The 16,035-nt window shown below is 67.4% G+C and carries 13 protein-coding genes; 6 read left to right on the top strand and 7 right to left on the bottom strand.

Features of this window, described 5'->3' with window-relative positions; genetic code table 11:
* Positions 1-5 precede the first annotated feature (5 nt).
* Positions 6-1,673, top strand: a complete 1,668-nt coding sequence (locus tag ASC95_RS22440) for an ATP-binding protein (protein ID WP_157256458.1) — start codon at positions 6-8, stop codon at positions 1,671-1,673.
* Here ASC95_RS22440 and ASC95_RS22435 read toward each other — a convergent pair.
* From ASC95_RS22435 to acnA, 7 genes are all read right to left on the bottom strand, one after another.
* Positions 1,670-4,042 carry an excinuclease ABC subunit UvrA gene (locus ASC95_RS22435; RefSeq protein WP_057299910.1) on the bottom strand — a complete coding sequence of 791 codons (2,373 nt, stop codon included), beginning with the start codon at positions 4,040-4,042 and terminating at the stop codon, positions 1,670-1,672. The two genes, ASC95_RS22440 and ASC95_RS22435, sit on opposite strands and share 4 nt — an antisense overlap.
* Positions 4,043-4,483, bottom strand: coding sequence for a VOC family protein (locus tag ASC95_RS22430; RefSeq protein WP_235538015.1), 441 nt, complete (start codon positions 4,481-4,483; stop codon positions 4,043-4,045).
* A 10-nt stretch (positions 4,484-4,493) separates the two neighbouring features.
* The gene (locus ASC95_RS22425) at positions 4,494-4,937 is read right to left on the bottom strand and encodes a helix-turn-helix transcriptional regulator (protein WP_057299908.1); all 444 of its coding nucleotides are present in this window, start codon (positions 4,935-4,937) and stop codon (positions 4,494-4,496) included.
* Positions 4,934-5,074, bottom strand: coding sequence for a hypothetical protein (locus ASC95_RS30895; RefSeq protein ID WP_157256457.1), 141 nt, complete (start codon positions 5,072-5,074; stop codon positions 4,934-4,936). The genes ASC95_RS22425 and ASC95_RS30895 overlap by 4 nt, the downstream gene beginning before the upstream one ends.
* 77 nt (positions 5,075-5,151) lie before the next feature.
* The gene (locus ASC95_RS22420; RefSeq protein WP_157256456.1) at positions 5,152-5,604 is read right to left on the bottom strand and encodes a hypothetical protein; all 453 of its coding nucleotides are present in this window, start codon (positions 5,602-5,604) and stop codon (positions 5,152-5,154) included.
* A 146-nt stretch (positions 5,605-5,750) separates the two neighbouring features.
* The gene (locus tag ASC95_RS22415) at positions 5,751-6,821 is read right to left on the bottom strand and encodes a M35 family metallo-endopeptidase (RefSeq protein ID WP_057299906.1); all 1,071 of its coding nucleotides are present in this window, start codon (positions 6,819-6,821) and stop codon (positions 5,751-5,753) included.
* Positions 6,822-7,001: 180 nt separating this feature from the next.
* Complete coding sequence (gene acnA, locus ASC95_RS22410) at positions 7,002-9,710, bottom strand: aconitate hydratase AcnA (protein ID WP_057299905.1); 2,709 nt, start codon at positions 9,708-9,710, stop codon at positions 7,002-7,004.
* Positions 9,711-9,787: 77 nt separating this feature from the next.
* Here acnA and ASC95_RS22405 point away from each other — a divergent pair, with 77 nt between their 5' ends.
* The 5 genes from ASC95_RS22405 to ASC95_RS22385 all read left to right on the top strand — a co-directional run bounded on the left by ASC95_RS22405 (position 9,788) and on the right by ASC95_RS22385 (position 15,900).
* Entirely contained in the window at positions 9,788-11,137 is a 1,350-nt protein-coding gene (locus tag ASC95_RS22405) for an MATE family efflux transporter (protein ID WP_057299904.1), read from the top strand.
* Positions 11,138-11,218: 81 nt separating this feature from the next.
* Entirely contained in the window at positions 11,219-12,202 is a 984-nt protein-coding gene (locus ASC95_RS22400) for a BMP family protein (protein ID WP_057299903.1), read from the top strand.
* A gap of 5 nt (positions 12,203-12,207) precedes the next feature.
* On the top strand, positions 12,208-13,737 hold the full coding sequence (locus tag ASC95_RS22395; RefSeq protein WP_057299902.1) for an ABC transporter ATP-binding protein: 1,530 nt from the start codon (positions 12,208-12,210) through the stop codon (positions 13,735-13,737).
* Between the two features lie 94 nt (positions 13,738-13,831).
* Entirely contained in the window at positions 13,832-14,935 is a 1,104-nt protein-coding gene (locus ASC95_RS22390) for an ABC transporter permease (RefSeq protein ID WP_057299901.1), read from the top strand.
* A complete protein-coding gene (locus ASC95_RS22385) occupies positions 14,935-15,900 on the top strand; it encodes an ABC transporter permease (RefSeq protein WP_057299900.1) in 966 nt (321 codons plus the stop codon). The genes ASC95_RS22390 and ASC95_RS22385 overlap by 1 nt, the downstream gene beginning before the upstream one ends.
* Positions 15,901-16,035: the final 135 nt, after the last annotated feature.

Here is a 16,035-nt window from a genome sequence, read left to right as displayed (position 1 = left end):
CGAGAGTGACGCCACCCGTTCCACTGGACAGCCAGCCGCCCCTCATCCTTCGGGATGAAAGCGTGCCTGTGGCCGCGCCGCCGCAGCGGTCGTGGCCGCTGCGCGTCTACGCGCGCTGGTTGCGCGAGACCTCGTTCCGCCGCCATCTCAGCGTCGCCGTCGCGCTGGGCACGCTCTGCCTGGCCTTGCTGATGGCGGTCGTCAACGCCTGGCAAGGTGGTCGCCAGGTGCGGGCCATGCTGATGGAGCAGGGCGGTCGTGTGGCAGCCAACCTGGCGTCCAACAGCTCATTGGCCCTGCTGTACGCCTCCGCCGACAACGCCGAGGAGGCGGTGCGCGCCTCGCTGGCCTTCCCGGATGTGATGGGCATCGAGATCCGCGACACCAAGGGCCGCCTGCTGCTGGCGCTCGGCCCCGAGCGGGACCGCCTGCCCACGACCACGTCACCGGCCGTGCCCGACCCGGCGGCCAGCGAACCCTGGCTCGACCAGGAGACGGAAGACAGCTGGGCCTTCGCTGCACCGGTCTGGACCCGCCCCGAGGCCTCACCATTCGACGTGACGCTGCGCCCCGCGCAACTGCTCGGCCATGTGCGCATCGTGCTGAGCAAGGCGACGCTGCACCGCACCCAGGCCTCGCTCTTCCTCGCCAACTTCGGCGTGGCCGTGCTGTTTGCAACCATCTTCCTGCTGGCGGTGCGCTTTCTCATCCTGCGCCTGACGCGGCCGCTGGGCGCCTTGTCCGAGGCCATGGAGAGGGTCGAGCTGGGCGACAACGATGCCCGTGCGCCGGCCGGCGGCCCGCGCGACATCGCGGCGATGGCCGAGACCTTCAACCGCATGATCACGGCGCTGCAGGAGCGCGAGACCGAGCTCGGCGCCCACCGTGACCACCTCGAGGACCTGGTGACCGAGCGGACGCTGGAACTCAGCGACGCCAAGGAGCGTGCCGAGATCGCCAGCCGCGCCAAGAGCCAGTTCCTGGCGCGCATGAGCCACGAGCTGCGCACGCCGCTGAACGCCGTCATGGGCTACGCGCAGATCCTGAAGATGGACGACGGCCTGACGCCGAAGCAACGCAACGGCCTGGACATCATTCACAGCAGCGGCCAGCACCTGTTGACGTTGATCGTCGACATCCTGGATCTGTCGCGCATCGAGGCCGGCAAGGCCGAGTTGCGCATCGGCCCGATCGAGCTGGTCCCGCGCCTGCAGGCCGTCATCGACATCGTGCGCGTCATGGCCGAGGGCAAGCACATCACGCTCGATCTGCAGCTCGACCCGAATCTGCCTGCTGTGGTGCTGACCGACGAAAAGCGGCTCAACCAGATCCTGCTGAACCTGCTGGGCAACGCGGTCAAGTTCACCCATGTCGGCGGCGTGCTGCTGATGGCGCGCGCCTTGCCACCCTTGGCCGACACGGAGCCGGGCCATGTGCGGCTGTGCTTCGAAGTGCAGGACACCGGCGTGGGCATCGCCGACGACCAGGTCTACCGCCTGTTCGAGCCCTTCGAGCAGGCCGGCAATGCCGAGCAGCGTGTCGGCGGCACGGGCCTGGGCCTGGCCATCAGCCGGCAGCTGGTGCGCATGATGGGCGGCGAAATCAAGCTGGAGAGCCGGCTGGCCCAGGGCAGCCGGTTCTGGTTCGAGATCAGCGTGCCCGTGCAGGGCTAGGATTTCTTGGCTCGCCCCTTGGGCTTGGCCGCGCCGACGTAGTCCGCCAGATGCTCACCCGTCAGGGTGGAGCGCTTGGCAACCAGATCGGCCGGTGTGCCCTCGAAAACCACGCGCCCGCCGTCGTGCCCCGCACCCGGCCCAAGATCGATGATCCAGTCCGCATGCGCCATGACGGCCTGGTGGTGCTCAATGACGATGACGGACTTGCCCGCGTCGACGAGCCGGTCCAGCAGGCCCAGCAGTTGCTCGACGTCAGCCAGATGCAGGCCGGCGGTCGGCTCGTCCAGCACGTAGACGTCGCCCTTCTCGGCCATCTGCGTGGCGAGCTTGAGGCGCTGGCGTTCGCCACCTGACAGGGTGGTTAGCGGCTGGCCGAGGCTGAGATAGCCCAGGCCGACGTCTGACAGCCTTTCCAGAATTGCATGCGCAGCGGGTGTCAGCTTGGAGAAGAACGCCGCCGCCTCAGCAACCGACATGGCCAGCACTTCGCTGATGTCTTTCCCACCCAGCTTGTATTCGAGTACGGCCGCCTGGAAGCGCTTGCCGCCGCAGTCCTCACAGACGGTCGACACGGTTGCCATCGGTCCGAGGTCCGTGAAGATCAGGCCGTTGCCATTGCAGGTCGGGCAGGCGCCTTCGGAGTTGGCGCTGAACAGCGCGGGTTTGACACCATTGGCCTTGGCGAAGGCGCTGCGGATGGGATCGAGCAGGCCGGTGTAGGTGGCCGGGTTGCTGCGCCGCGAGCCGCGGATGGCGGCCTGGTCGATGGCGACGACGCCCTCCAGCTTGGACACCGAGCCGTGGATCAGCGAGCTCTTGCCCGAGCCGGCCACGCCGGTGACGACGCACAGCACGCCCAGCGGTATGTCGACATTGACCTTCTGCAGGTTGTGCGTGCTGGCGCCGCGCACCTTCAGCGCGGCCTTGGATTTGCGAACGGTGTCTTTCAGCGCCGCGCGGTCGTCCAGGTGTCGGCCCGTCAGCGAGCCGCTCTTGCGCAGGCCGGCGACGCTGCCTTCAAAGACCACCTCGCCGCCCGCCGCGCCGGCGCCGGGCCCGAGGTCGACGACATGGTCGGCAATCGCGATGACCTCGGGCTTGTGCTCGACGACGAGGACGGTGTTGCCCTTGTCGCGCAGCCGGCCGAGCAACTCGTTCATGCGCTGGATGTCGTGCGGGTGCAGGCCGGTCGTCGGTTCGTCGAACACATAGCTGACGTCGGTCAGCGAGGAGCCGAGGTGGCGGATCATCTTCACGCGCTGGGCCTCGCCGCCGGAGAGCGTGCCGGTCGGCCGGTCCAGCGACAGATAGCCCAGGCCGATCTCGCCGAAGGCATCCAGCAGATGGCTCAGCGCCTTCAGCAGCGGCGCGACTTCGGCGCCCTTGAGCCCGCGCACCCAGTCGGCCAGGTCGCTGATCTGCATGGCGCAGGCGTCGGCGATGCTGTGCTTGCCGATCTTGCAGGACCGCGCCGCTTCGCTGAGCCGTGTGCCATGACACTCGGGGCAGGTCTGGAAGGTGATGACACGGTCCACGAAGGCGCGGATGTGCGGCTGCAGCGCGTCGACGTCCTTGGACAGGAAGGACTTCTGGATGGAGGGGATCAGGCCGGCATAGGTCAGGTTGATGCCGTCGACCTTGATCTTGGTCGGCTCCTTGTGCAGCAGGTCGTGCAGCTCGCGCTTGGTGAACTTGGCAATCGGCTTGTCGGGGTCGAAGAAGCCGCAGCCGCGGAAGATGCGGCCGTACCAGCCCTCCATGCTGTAGCCGGGGATGTTGATCGCGCCGCCGTTGAGGGACTTGCTCGCGTCGTAGAGCTGATCGAGGTCGAAGTCGCTGACGCTGCCCATGCCCTCGCAGCGCGGGCACATGCCGCCGGTGCGCGAGAAGGTCTGCTTGACGGCCTGGCTGGCGCCGCCCTTGTCGACGGTGATGACGCCGGTGGCCTGCACCGACGGCACGTTGAAGGCGAAGGCGCTGGGCGGGCCGATGTGCGGCTTGCCGACGCGGCTGAACAGGATGCGCAGCATCGCGTTGGCGTCGGTTGCCGTGCCGACCGTGGAGCGGGCGTTGGCGCCCATGCGCTCCTGGTCGACGATGATGGCCGTGGTGATGCCTTCCAGCACATCCACCTCGGGCCGTGCGAGTGTGGGCATGAAGCCCTGCACAAAGGCGCTGTAGGTCTCGTTGATGAGGCGCTGCGACTCCGCCGCGATGGTGCCGAAGACGAGCGAACTCTTGCCCGAGCCCGACACGCCGGTGAACACCGTCAGGCGGCGCTTGGGGATGTCGACGCTGACATCCTTGAGGTTGTTTTCGCGTGCGCCCTGGACGCGGATGCGGTCGTGGTTGTCAGCGTCGGCCATTCAGCGCTTCTCTTGGATACGGAGCAGATTGCCGGCGGGATCGCGGACTGCGCAGTCCCGAACGCCATAGGGCTGCATGGTCGGTTCCTCGACGATCTCGGCGTCCTGGGCCTGCAGCTTGGCGAAGGTCTTGTCCAAGTCGGGCGTCGCCAGGATCAGCATGCCGAAAGTGCCCTTGGCCATCATCTCGGTGATGGTGCGGCGCTCGTCCTCGGTGACGCCCGGCGTGACCGCCGGCGGGTGCAGCACGATGGAGGTGCCCGGCTGGCCGACCGGGCCGACCGTGATCCAGCGCAGGCCGTTGTAGCCGACGTCGTTGCGCACCTCGAAGCCGAGGGTGTCGCGGTAGAAGGCCATCGATGCCTCGGGGTCGGATTGGGGCAGGAAGCTGGAGTGAATGCTGATGTCCATGGCGTGATCTCCGTTCAGTTGTTGAGCCATGGGGGGCAGTCTAGGTTTCGCTCGATTCCGGCGCTTCTCGATTCCTGATCGGTTTCGTCACCTGGCGCGCGACGCAGGACGGCATGCCCGCCGTCGCCTGGGCCTGCTCGCGCTTGTAGGCGCTGGGCGACTGGCCGACCAGCTCGCTGAAGCGGGTGCTGAAGGTGCCCAGCGACGAGCAACCCACCGTGAAGCAGACCTCGGTGACGCTCAGGTCACCACGGCGCAGCAGGGCCATGGCACGTTCGATGCGGCGCGTCATCAGATAGCTGTAGACCGATTCGCCGTATGCCAGGCGGAACTGCCGGCTCAGGTGGCCGCCCGACATGTGCACGCCTCGGGCCAGGGCCTCGACGTCCAGCGGTTGGGCGTACTCGCGGTCGATGCGGTCGCGCACCCGGCGCAGCCGGGCGAGGTCGCGCAGGTGGAGTTCGGAGCCGGGTTGGATCGTCATGCCGGCATGCTGCCAGCTTCGATAGCCCGCGGCCAGGTCCAGTCCGGCCCCAGGCCGCCGATCAGGAAGGTGTGGAAGAACATCACCCAGACGATGGCGATGCTGCGCAGGAGGTCGAGGCCGGGTAGGCGGTGCATGGAGAGCGTGGTGCGGCGAAAGGGCGGCAGCGTAACGCCGCTGTCGGCAGCAGTCGTTCTTCAGGCCGCGTCGGGGCTCAGCGGTCCAGCGTGACCTCGCCGCAGTCCTGATCCAGACCGCGATGTTGAGCGCGCGGCCGTGGTGGTGCGCCCCGGAGCATCATGTCGTGCCAATGCCAGCGGGCCTTCAACCGCAGCGTGCCGTTGGGAGGCACTGCGAAGGCGTCGTTCAGCGTCAGTTCGGCGCTCAGGCTCTCGCCGGCTGGCAGGTGCAGATAGTCCTGGGCCGACGGATCGCCGCGCTTGCGCATCGCGCCCTGGAAGGTCAGCTCCCCCTGCGGCGTGCTGGCCTGCACGAAGGGTCCGAACCAGGCGCCCTCGAAAGGGCTTCCCCAGCGCAGCAGGTGCAGATCGCGTTTGCCGTTGTTGCTCAATTTGAACTGCAGCAACACCTGGCCGTCGGGCTTGGGTGTGGCCTTGAACTGGCAGCTCAGCTCGGCATGCTGCAGGGGCGTTACGGCAAGGGCCATGGGCGAAAGGCAGGCGGCGAACAAGGCTGCGGCTGCGAGATGGAGGCGGTGAAGACGCATGGTTGCGAGCCTAGCCCAGGGCCGCAGGAACGACAGCCCCCAACAAAAAGCGCCGCCCGAAGGCGGCGCATCGAACGCGAGGGAACTCAGTTCTGGAACGGGCTGTTCTCGGCAAAGTATTCGTGGTTGTCCGAATTGTCCAGGGCCTTGGTGGGATTGGACCTGGCCAGGCTCTTGGCCGCGCTCTGGCCATAGGCCCAGTCGTCGGTGCCGGCGATGACGTTGAAATGCATCATCTCGTGCACCAGCGTGCCGCCCTTGCTGTCCGTGCCGGTCATCGGCGCGCTCCAGAAGGCGCCGCAGACGTAGATCTTGTACGGCTGGGTCGGGTAGACGTAGGCATAGGTGCCGCTGTCCTTGCAGCTGCAGTCCAGCGTCAGCGCGGCGGTCTGGAAGGCGTTGCGGGCCTTGGTGTAGTGGTCCTTGGCCGTGTTCCAGCGCGAGGACGTGTAGGCGCCGAACCAGGTCGTGTAGCGCGGCGTGGCCGACGGCGTGCCGTTGAGATAGTTGGTCGAACTGACTGAGTAGTTAGTGGCCGCGGTGACGGCCGAGGCGAGGGACGACTTCTGGCTGCTGGTGCAGGAGCCGGTGTAGGAGATGCTGGCGGCCGCAGCGGCATTGGCGCGCATCGTGGTGGCCGCTTCGTCGTCGGCGCTGGCGGCATCCAGCTTCTCATTGCGGCCTTGCGTCCACAGATAGGTGGCCGCGGCGCTGTGCATGGACTGCGCGCCCGAGCCGTGGGTGCCCCGGTCGCTGTGGAACTCGATGGCGTAGCGGCCGTTCTTGCTGAAGTCGTAGTGGCCGGTCAGTTCGACCTCGTAGTTCAGCGTGGCGCCGGCAGCGATCTCGACATAGTCCTTGGCCGTGGGGGCGGCGCGCTTGATGACGGCGCCCGTGTAACGCACCGGCCGGTCGTCGCGCGTCACGGTGAACAGCGAGCCGCTCATGGTGTCGCTCGGCAGCTGCCAGCGCAGGACCTGGACCGCGCTGCGGCAGCGGTTGGTCACGGCGACGCCCACGTGGACGTCCACATCGCCGTTGACAACGGGATTGGCGGTGCTCAGGCGCACGTCCAGGCACTCGGTGCCGGCGGCGTGGCTGGCGCTTGTGGCGGCAACGGCGAAGGCGGCGGCGGTCAACTTGAACCAGGTCTTCATGCAAGCTCCTGTCGGCCCCGGGTGGGGGCACTCGGTTGAAGAAGCTGCGGATTCTGGTGAAGGGGATGGTGTGCGTGCCGTGGGACAAACCTGTCCCATAAACCCGTCTAGGCAGGTGGTGGATTTGCGAGCTGAGCGCCGAGCCGCCCCCAAAGGGGGGCTCGCCTTGGACGAGGGGCGCTATGCCGCCAGCAACTGTCTCAACACGAACGGCAGGATGCCGCCGTGGTAGTAGTAGTCCACCTCGATGGCCGTGTCGATGCGCAGCGTCAGCGGCACGTCCTTGGTCGAGCCATCGGCCCGCGTGAGGGTCATCGTCGCGTCGCCCTGGGGCTTGATGTCGTCGGCCAGCTTGATGTCGATGGTCTCGGCACCCGTCAGGCCCAGCGACTCCCAGCTCGTGCCCGTCTTGAACTGCAGCGGCAGCACGCCCATGCCGATCAGGTTGCTGCGGTGGATGCGCTCGAAACTCTTGGCGATGACGGCCTTGATGCCCAGCAGCTGCGTGCCCTTGGCGGCCCAGTCCCGGCTGGAGCCGGTGCCGTATTCCTCGCCGGCAAAGATGACGGTGGGCGTGCCCTCGGCGATGTAGGCCATGGCAGCGTCGTAGATGGTGGTCTGCTGGCCGTCCTTCAACGTGTAGCCGCCTTCCTCGCGGGAGCCGTCGGGGCGGGCGGGCAGCATCAGGTTCTTGACCCGCACGTTGGCGAAGGTGCCGCGCATCATCACGTCGTGGTTGCCGCGGCGCGCGCCGTAGGAATTGAAGTCGGCCTTGGCGACGCCGTTCTCGAGCAGGAACTTGCCGGCCGGCGTGGTTTCCCTGAAGGAGCCCGCCGGGCTGATGTGGTCGGTGGTGATCGAGTCGCCGAACAGCGCCATGACCTTGGCACCCTGGACGCCCGACACCAGCGTCTTCGGGGCCATCGTGAAGCCTTCGAAGAAGGGCGGTTGGGCGATGTAGGTGCTCTTGGGCCAGGTGTAGACCTGGCCGGTGACGCCCTTGATGGCGTTCCACAGCTTGCCGGGCTGGCTGGCCACCTTGTCGTAGTTGGCCTTGAAGGCCTGGGGGTCCATCGCGTACTTCATCAGTTGGTAGATCTCGTCGCTGCTGGGCCAGATGTCGCCAAGGTAGACCGGCCGGCCGCCGCTGCCATAGCCCACGGGCTCGGTCATCAGGTCGCGCGTCACCGTGCCGGCGATGGCATAGGCCACGACCAGTGGCGGGCTGGCCAGGAAGTTGGCCTTCAGGTTGGGGTGGATGCGGGCCTCGAAGTTGCGGTTGCCCGACAGCACGGCGGCGCAGACCAGGTCGTTGTCCTGGATGAGCTTGTTCAGCTCGGGCGTCAGGTCGCCAGCGTTGCCGATGCAGGTCGTGCAGCCATAGGCGGCGACGTTGAAGCCGAGCTTCTCCAAATAGGGCAGCAGCCCCGCCTTCTGCAGGTACTCGGTGACGATGCGCGAGCCCGGGGCCAGCGAGGTCTTGATGTGGGGCGCGACCTTGAGGCCGGCGTCGACCGCCTTCCTGGCCAGCAGGCCGGCCGCCAGCAGCACGCCGGGATTGCTGGTGTTGGTGCAGGAGGTGATGGCGGCGATCAGCACGTCGCCGTTCTTCACCGGGATGCCGGATTCGGTCACGAAGGGCTGGGCCAGCTTCTCGGCCGGCTGGTTGAAGCCGTTCTCTGCCACCGGCTTGCTGAAGAGCTCGGCGAACTTGCTGGCCAGGTTGGTGATCTCGATGCGGTCCTGCGGGCGCTTCGGGCCGGCCAGGCTGGGCGCCACGGTGCCCAGGTCCAGCGACACGACCGAGGTGAAGTCGATCTCGCCGGCCTTGGGCACGCCGAACATCTGCTGCACCCGCCAGTAGGCCTCGAAGGCCTCGATCTCGGCTGTGGTGCGGCCCGTGCCCTTGAAGTACTCGACCGTCTTGTCGTCGACCGGGAAGAAACCCATGGTCGCGCCGTACTCGGGCGCCATGTTGGCGATCGTCGCGCGGTCGGGCAGGGCCAGCGTGCGGGTGCCTTCGCCGAAAAATTCGACGAACTTGCCGACGACCTTGTGCTTGCGCAGGATCTCGGTGACGGTCAGCACCAGATCCGTGGCCGTGACGCCTTCGCGCAACTGGCCGGTCAGCTCGAAGCCGACGACGTCGGGCGTCAGGAAGTAGACCGGCTGGCCCAGCATGCCCGCCTCGGCCTCGATGCCGCCCACGCCCCAGCCGACGACGCCGATGCCGTTGATCATGGTGGTGTGGCTGTCGGTGCCGACCAGGCTGTCGGGGTAGTAGACGCCGTCTTTCTGGTGCACGCCGCGCGCCAGGTACTCGAGATTGACCTGGTGGACGATGCCGAAGCCCGGCGGCACGACGCCAAAGGTGTCGAAGGCCTGCATGCCCCACTTCATGAACTCGTAGCGCTCGCGGTTGCGCTCGAACTCGAGCTTCATGTTCAGGTCCAGCGCCTGCTTGGTGCCGTAGTAGTCGACCATCACGCTGTGGTCCACCACCAGGTCCACCGGCACCAGCGGTTCGATGGCCTTGGGGTTCTTGCCCATCGCCGCGGCCACATTGCGCATGGCAGCCAGGTCGGCCAACAGCGGCACGCCGGTGAAGTCCTGCAGCACCACGCGGGCGACGACGAAGGGGATTTCGTCGGCGCGGGCGGCATTGGGCTTCCAGTTCGCCAGTTGCTCCACATGCTCGGCCGTCACCTTCTTGCCATCGCAGTTGCGCAGCACGCTCTCCAGCACGATGCGCATCGAAATGGGCATGCGCGCCACGTTCGGGTGGGTTTCGGCCAGTTTGGGAAGGGAGAAGTACTGGCCGGTCTTGCCGGCGGAGGTCTTGAAGCTGGCCCGGGTGTTGGCAAACGCGTGGGCGGCGGGTTTCGGCATGGTTACTCCTTTACGATTCCGGCCCATTCTGGCGAGCTTGCTGTGACTTGTGTGAATCCCGTCGTTAAGACCCGGTAATGACCGCCTTGTCTGCTCGCCCGCGTCTGTTTGCGCTGACCTGGCCGATGCTGCTGGAGCTGCTGCTGGGCATCGGCATCGGCATCATCGGCACGGGGCTGGCCGCCCGGCTGTCCGACAACAGCGGTGCGGCCTTCGGCCTGGCCAACCAGGTGTTTGCAGCCGTCTTCGTGCTGTTCCGGGTCATCGGCGCCGGCGTCAGTGTGGCCGTGACCCAGGCCCTGGGCGCCGGCCGGCGTGACCAGGCCGACGCGGTGGCCCGAGCGGTTGTTGGCGCCAGCAGCTGGCTGGGCCTGGGCGGCGCCGTGGCGGCATTGATCGCGGCAGGTCCGCTGCTGACGCTGGTGAATGCGCCGCCCGAGGTGGCGCCGCTGGCCAAGGTGCTGCTGCAGGCGCTGGCACCGGCGCTGCTGCTGGATGCCTGGAACGCCAACATGTCCAGCGTCATGCGCTCGCATCTGCGCAGCCGCGAGGCCCTGGCCGTCGTCGTGCTCATCCAGGTCGTCACGCTGGTGGTGGCCCTGCTGGCCATGCCGCGGCTGGGGCTGGTGGGCTATGCGCTGGCCTGCACCTGCGGGCGCGGCATGGGCTTGCTGCTGCATATCTTGCTGTGGCGCACGCGCCTGGACCTGCGACTGCGCGCGGCCGACTGGTGGCGGCTGGTGCGCGAGCCGCTGAAGACCGTGCTGCACATCGGCATCCCCGGCGCGGCTGAGAACATCTCCTGGCGCCTGGCTTTCATGACCAGTCTGGCGGCCGTCGCGCAGCTCGGCGCCCACGCGCTGGCGACGCAGGCCTACACGATGCAGTTCATGCACGTGATCCTGATGTTCAGCCTGGCCATCAGCTTCGCGGTCGAGATCATGGTCGGCCACATGATCGGCGCGGGCCGGCTGCATGCGGCCCACCGTCTGGTGCGCCGCTCGATGGCCCTGGGCCTGGTGCTGGCGCTTGCCGTGTCCAGTGGCTTTGCGCTGGCGGGCCCTTGGCTGCTGACCCGTTTCACGTCAGACCCGGGCATCGTTGCGCTGGGCTGCACGCTGCTGTGGTGGACGGTGCTCGTCGAGCCGGGGCGCACCTTCAATCTCGTCGTCATCAACGCGCTGCGGGCCGCCGGGGATGCGCGCTATCCGGTGATGGTCGGTTCGGCCTCCATGGCCATCGTGCTGGCGGGCGGCAGCTGGTTCCTCGGTGTTTACCTGGGTTGGGGCTTGGTTGGCGTGTGGATTGCTTATGCAGCAGACGAGTGGATTCGAGGCCTGTTGATGTGGCGGCGTTGGGCGACACTCGGCTGGCTGCCCCATGCCCGTGCGGCTCACCGGCGCCTGCGCCACAGCCGTGCCCACTGATCCGCGGGAATCCGTATTTTCCTACCCAGTAAAACTTGAGGGATGTTTTCTACAATGCGCCCCTTTCGCCTTGCTCACCTCATGCCCATGACGACCTCTCTGCCCCGTCTTGCCGCCTTGACCCTGGTGGTCGCATCGGCCATGGCCCAGGCCCAGCAGCCCGCGGTGATCTTCGACATGGGCGGCAAGTTCGACAAATCCTTCAATCAGGCCGGCTACCAGGGCGCCGAGCAATGGAAGAAGGAGACCGGCAAGACCTATCTCGAATTCGAGATCAGCAACGACACCCAGCGCGTGCAGGCGATCCGACGCATGGCCGAGCGGGGCGCCAGCCCCATCATCAGCATCGGCTTCGCCCAGGCGTCGGCCCTGCAGCAGGTGGCCAAGGACTTCCCCAAGACCCAGTTCGCCATCATCGACGCCAAGGTCGACCTGCCCAATGTGCAGTCCCTGCTGTTCAAGGAGCACGAGGGCAGCTATCTCGTCGGCGCCATGGCGGCCCTGGTCACCAAGACCAACAAGGTCGGCTTCGTCGGCGGCATGGACATCCCGCTGATCCGCAAGTTCCAGTGCGGCTACGAGCAGGGCGCCAAGGCGACCAATCCCAAGATCGAGGTGTTCGCCAACATGACGGGCACCACCTCCACGGCCTGGAACGACCCCACCCGCGGCGGTGAACTGGCCAAGAGCCAGTTCGCCAAGGGCTCGGACGTCGTCTTCGCCGCCGCCGGCGGCACGGGCGTGGGCGTGTATCAAGCGGCCAAGGACGCCGGCAAGCTCGCCATCGGCGTGGACAGCAACCAGAACCACATCCAGCCCGGCACCATGCTGACCTCCATGGTCAAGCACGTGGACGTGGCCGTCTACAACGTACTGAAGGCCTGGAAGCCAGGCGTCAGCGTGCTGGGCCTGAAGGAAGGCGGCGTGGATTACGCGCTGGACGAGAACAACGCCAAGCTCATCACGCCGCCGCTAAAGGCCAAGGTCGAAGCCATCAAGGCCGACATCATTGCCGGCAAGGTCAAGGTCGCCGACTACATGGCGGACAACGCTTGTAAGTTCTGAGCGGCATGACGCCCGCGGTACGCCTTCAAGGCATCTCCAAGCGCTTCGGCGCCGTGCAGGCCAACCGCGAGGTGTCCTTCGACATCGCCGCGGGCAGCGTGCATGGCCTCGTCGGCGAGAACGGCGCGGGCAAGAGCACGCTGATGGCCATCCTGTATGGCTACTACCACGCCGACTCCGGCCATATCGAGGTCAACGGCCAGCAGGTCCACATCGCCAATTCCCAGCAGGCGATCCGCCTGGGCATCGGCATGGTCCACCAGCACTTCATGCTGGTCGACACGCTGACCTGCCTGGAAAACATCATGCTGGGCGCCGAAGGGCGCTTCTTCCTGGCGCCGGCCAAGGCCGAAGTGCGCAGGAAGCTCAACACGCTGATGCAGGAGACCGGCCTGACGGTGCAGCTCGACGCCGTCGTGGCCGACCTGCCGGTGGGCGAGCTGCAGCGGCTGGAAATCCTGAAAGCGCTGTACCGCGGCGCCAAGGTGCTGATCCTGGACGAGCCCACCGCCGTGCTGACGCCCCAGGAAACCGACCAGCTCTTCGTCACGCTGCGCCGGTTGAAGGAACGCGGCACGACGCTGATCCTCATCACGCACAAGCTGCGTGAAGTCATGAGCCTGTGCAGCGCCGTCACGGTGATGCGCGCGGGGCAGGTGGTGGAGACGCGTGGCATCGCCGAGTGGAGCGAGGAAGCACTGGCCGAATCGATGGTCGGCCGCAAGGTGACGCTCGGCCGTCCCGAAGGCCTGGCAGTGCATGCGGGCGAGGTCCGCCTGCAAGCCTCGGACCTGAGCCTCAAGCATGCCAACGGCGTGCCGGCGTTGAAAGGCGTGAGCCTGACGCTGAAGGCCGGCGAGATCGTCGGCGTGGCCGGCGTCTCGGGCAACGGCCAGAGCGAGCTGCTCGAAGTGCTGTCCGGCCTGCGCGCGCCCGAGGGCGGCCGCATGGAACTGGGCGGCAAGTCCTTCACGCCCGAGGCCTGGCTGGACACCGCGCAGGCCCGTCCCCTGCGCCTTGCGCATGTGCCGGAGGACCGCCATGCGGTCGGTCTCGTCATGAACTTTCCCGCCTGGGAATCCGCCGTGCTGGGCTACCAGGGGCTGCCCAAATACCGCAAGGGCGCTTCCATGGATCACGCTGCGATGCGTGACGCGACCCGCGCGATGCAGGAGCGCTTCGACGTGCGCCCGCGCGACGAGAACCTGGGTTCCAGCAAGTTTTCCGGCGGCAACCAGCAGAAGCTCATCCTGGCCCGCGAGATCGGCGAGCAGCCGACCGTGCTGCTGGTGGGCCAGCCGACCCGTGGTGTCGACATCGGCGCCATCGAATTCATCCACGGCCAGCTGCGCGCGCTGCGTGACGCCGGCTGCGCGGTGCTGCTGGTCAGCAGCGAGCTGGATGAGATCCTCGCCCTGGCCGACCGTGTCGTCGTCATGAACTGCGGCCGCATCACCGGCGAGCTGGCGATCGAAGACTGCGACGAGCGTCGGCTTGGCTTGCTGATGGCAGCGCAGGAACAGGCGGCCGCATGAAATGCAACCACAGAGCCACTGAGGCACAGAGGGAATTCACAGAGCTTTTCTCTGTGCCTCCGTGCCTCTGTGGTTGCCTTTTCGTCTTCTACCAATGAGCCAGCCCCTCCAACTCCCCCGCTGGATCGACATCGGCCTGCTGCCGCTGTGGAACCTGGCCGTCGCCCTGGTCGTTGCCGGCCTGGTGGTCATGGTCATCGGCCACAGCCCCTGGCAGGCGCTGACCGTGCTGCTCAACGGGGCGCTGGGCAGCGTGCGCGGCCTGGGCTATTCGCTGTACTACGCGACGACCTTCATCTTCACCGGCCTGGCCGTGGCAGTGGCCATCCACGCCGGCCTGTTCAACATCGGCGGCGAGGGCCAGGCGACGCTGGGCGGGGTGGGCGTGGCCCTGGTCGCGCTGTGGCTGGGCGCCAAGCTGCCGGCGGTCGTCATGCTGCCGCTGCTGGTCGTCGCCGCGGCCGTCTTTGGCATGCTGTGGGCGGCCCTGCCGGCCTATCTGCAGGCCTGGCGCGGCAGCCACATCGTCATCACGACCATCATGTTCAACTTCCTCGCCGCGGCGCTGAACGGCTATCTGCTTGTGAACTGGCTGCGCCCGGCCGGCAGCATGTCGGTGGAGTCCGCCGAGTTCGCCGAAAGCGCCCGCATGCCGGCCCTGCACCAGATGGCTGCGGCCCTGGGCTATGAGCTGCCGTCCTCGCCGCTGAACCTCAGCCTCGTCATCGCCTTGATCGCCTGCGTGGCGGTGGGCTGGTTCCTGTGGAAGAGCGCCGCCGGCTATGCGGTGCGGGCCGTCGGCAGCGCGCCGCGCGCCGCCCACTACGCCGGCATCCGCCCGCGCGCCCAGGTGCTGGTCGCGATGGCCATTTCCGGCGCGCTGGCGGGCATGGTGGGCATCAACGAGATCTCGGGCGTGCAGGGCAAGCTGACGCTGGACTTCGTCGCCGGCGCCGGCTTCACCGGCATCGCCGTGTCGCTGATGGGCCGCAACCATCCGGTCGGCATCGTGCTGGCCTCGCTGCTGTTCGGCGTGCTCTACCAGGGCGGCGTCGAAGTGTCGTTCGAGCTGCAGGGCTTCAGCCGCGAGATGGTCGTCACGGCCCAGGGCCTGATCGTGCTGTTCTCGGGCGCCATGGCCACGGTCAGCGCACCGCTGTTCGCACGCCTGTACGGCATGGTGAAAGGAGGCCGCTGATGGATGAAGTCCTGATCGCCTCGGTGCTGGCCTCCACACTGCGCGTCAGCGCGCCGCTGCTGCTGTGCGCGATGGCGGGCGTGCTGTCCGAGCGCGCCGGTGTCGTCGACCTGGGCCTGGAAGGCAAGATGCTGTTCGCCGCCTTTGCGGCCGCAGCGGCCGCCTCGGTCACGCATTCCACCGCCTATGGCGTGGTGGCCGCCATTGCCGTCGCCTGCGTCGCCTCCCTGCTGCACGGCTTCGCCTGCGTGACCAACCGCGGCGACCAGGTCGTCTCCGGCGTCGCGCTGAACATGATCGCCGCCGGTCTCACAGTGGTGCTGGGCATTGCCTGGTTCCAGCAGGGCGGCCAGACGCCGCCCATCGACCCCGACGTGCGCCTGACGGCTCTCGCCAGGGGTTTTGCCGAGCCGCAGCCGGGCAACTGGTTCGCCTCGGTCTTTGGCCACGGCCTGCTCAGCCACAACGTGCTGGTCTACGTCGCCTTCCTGATGGTGGCGGCCGTCTGGTTCTTCCTGGAGCGCACCCGCCCGGGCCTGCGCCTGCGCGCGGTCGGCGAGAACCCAGCCATGGTGGAGGCGGCCGGCATGTCCGTGCAAAGCCTGCGCTACCAGGCGCTGCTGATGAACGGCGTGCTCTGTGGCCTGGCAGGCTCCTACCTGACGCTGGCGCAGAACGCGTCCTTCTCGCCCAACATGACCGCTGGCCGCGGCTTCATTGCGCTGGCCGCGATGATCTTCGGCAAGTGGAAGCCGCTGCCGACCATGGGCGCCTGCCTGCTGTTCGGCTTCCTGGATGCGGTGGCCATCCGCATGCAGGGCGTGCAAATCCCTGGTGTCGGCGAGGTGCCCGTGCAGCTGATTCAGGCGCTGCCCTATATCCTGACCGTCGTGCTGCTCGCCGGCTTCATCGGCTCGGCGATCGCACCCAAGGCGCTTGGCAAGCCGTACGTGAAGGAGCGCTGAGATGAAGCTGCCCCTCGCCCATCCTCTCGCCGCTGAACGCGGGCGAGTCTGGTCGGTCTTGCAGACCGCGCAGCCGGCAGAGCGGCCGCTCTTCGGTAGGCACAACCAGTCCACTGGACTTGTCGTGTCCGACCG

This window comes from Pelomonas sp. Root1217 (genome assembly GCF_001425705.1).
Taxonomy (GTDB): Bacteria; Pseudomonadota; Gammaproteobacteria; order Burkholderiales; family Burkholderiaceae_C; genus Pelomonas.
Note: the sequence above shows the minus strand (reverse complement) of the source record. Positions and strands in the feature narration are given on the sequence as shown.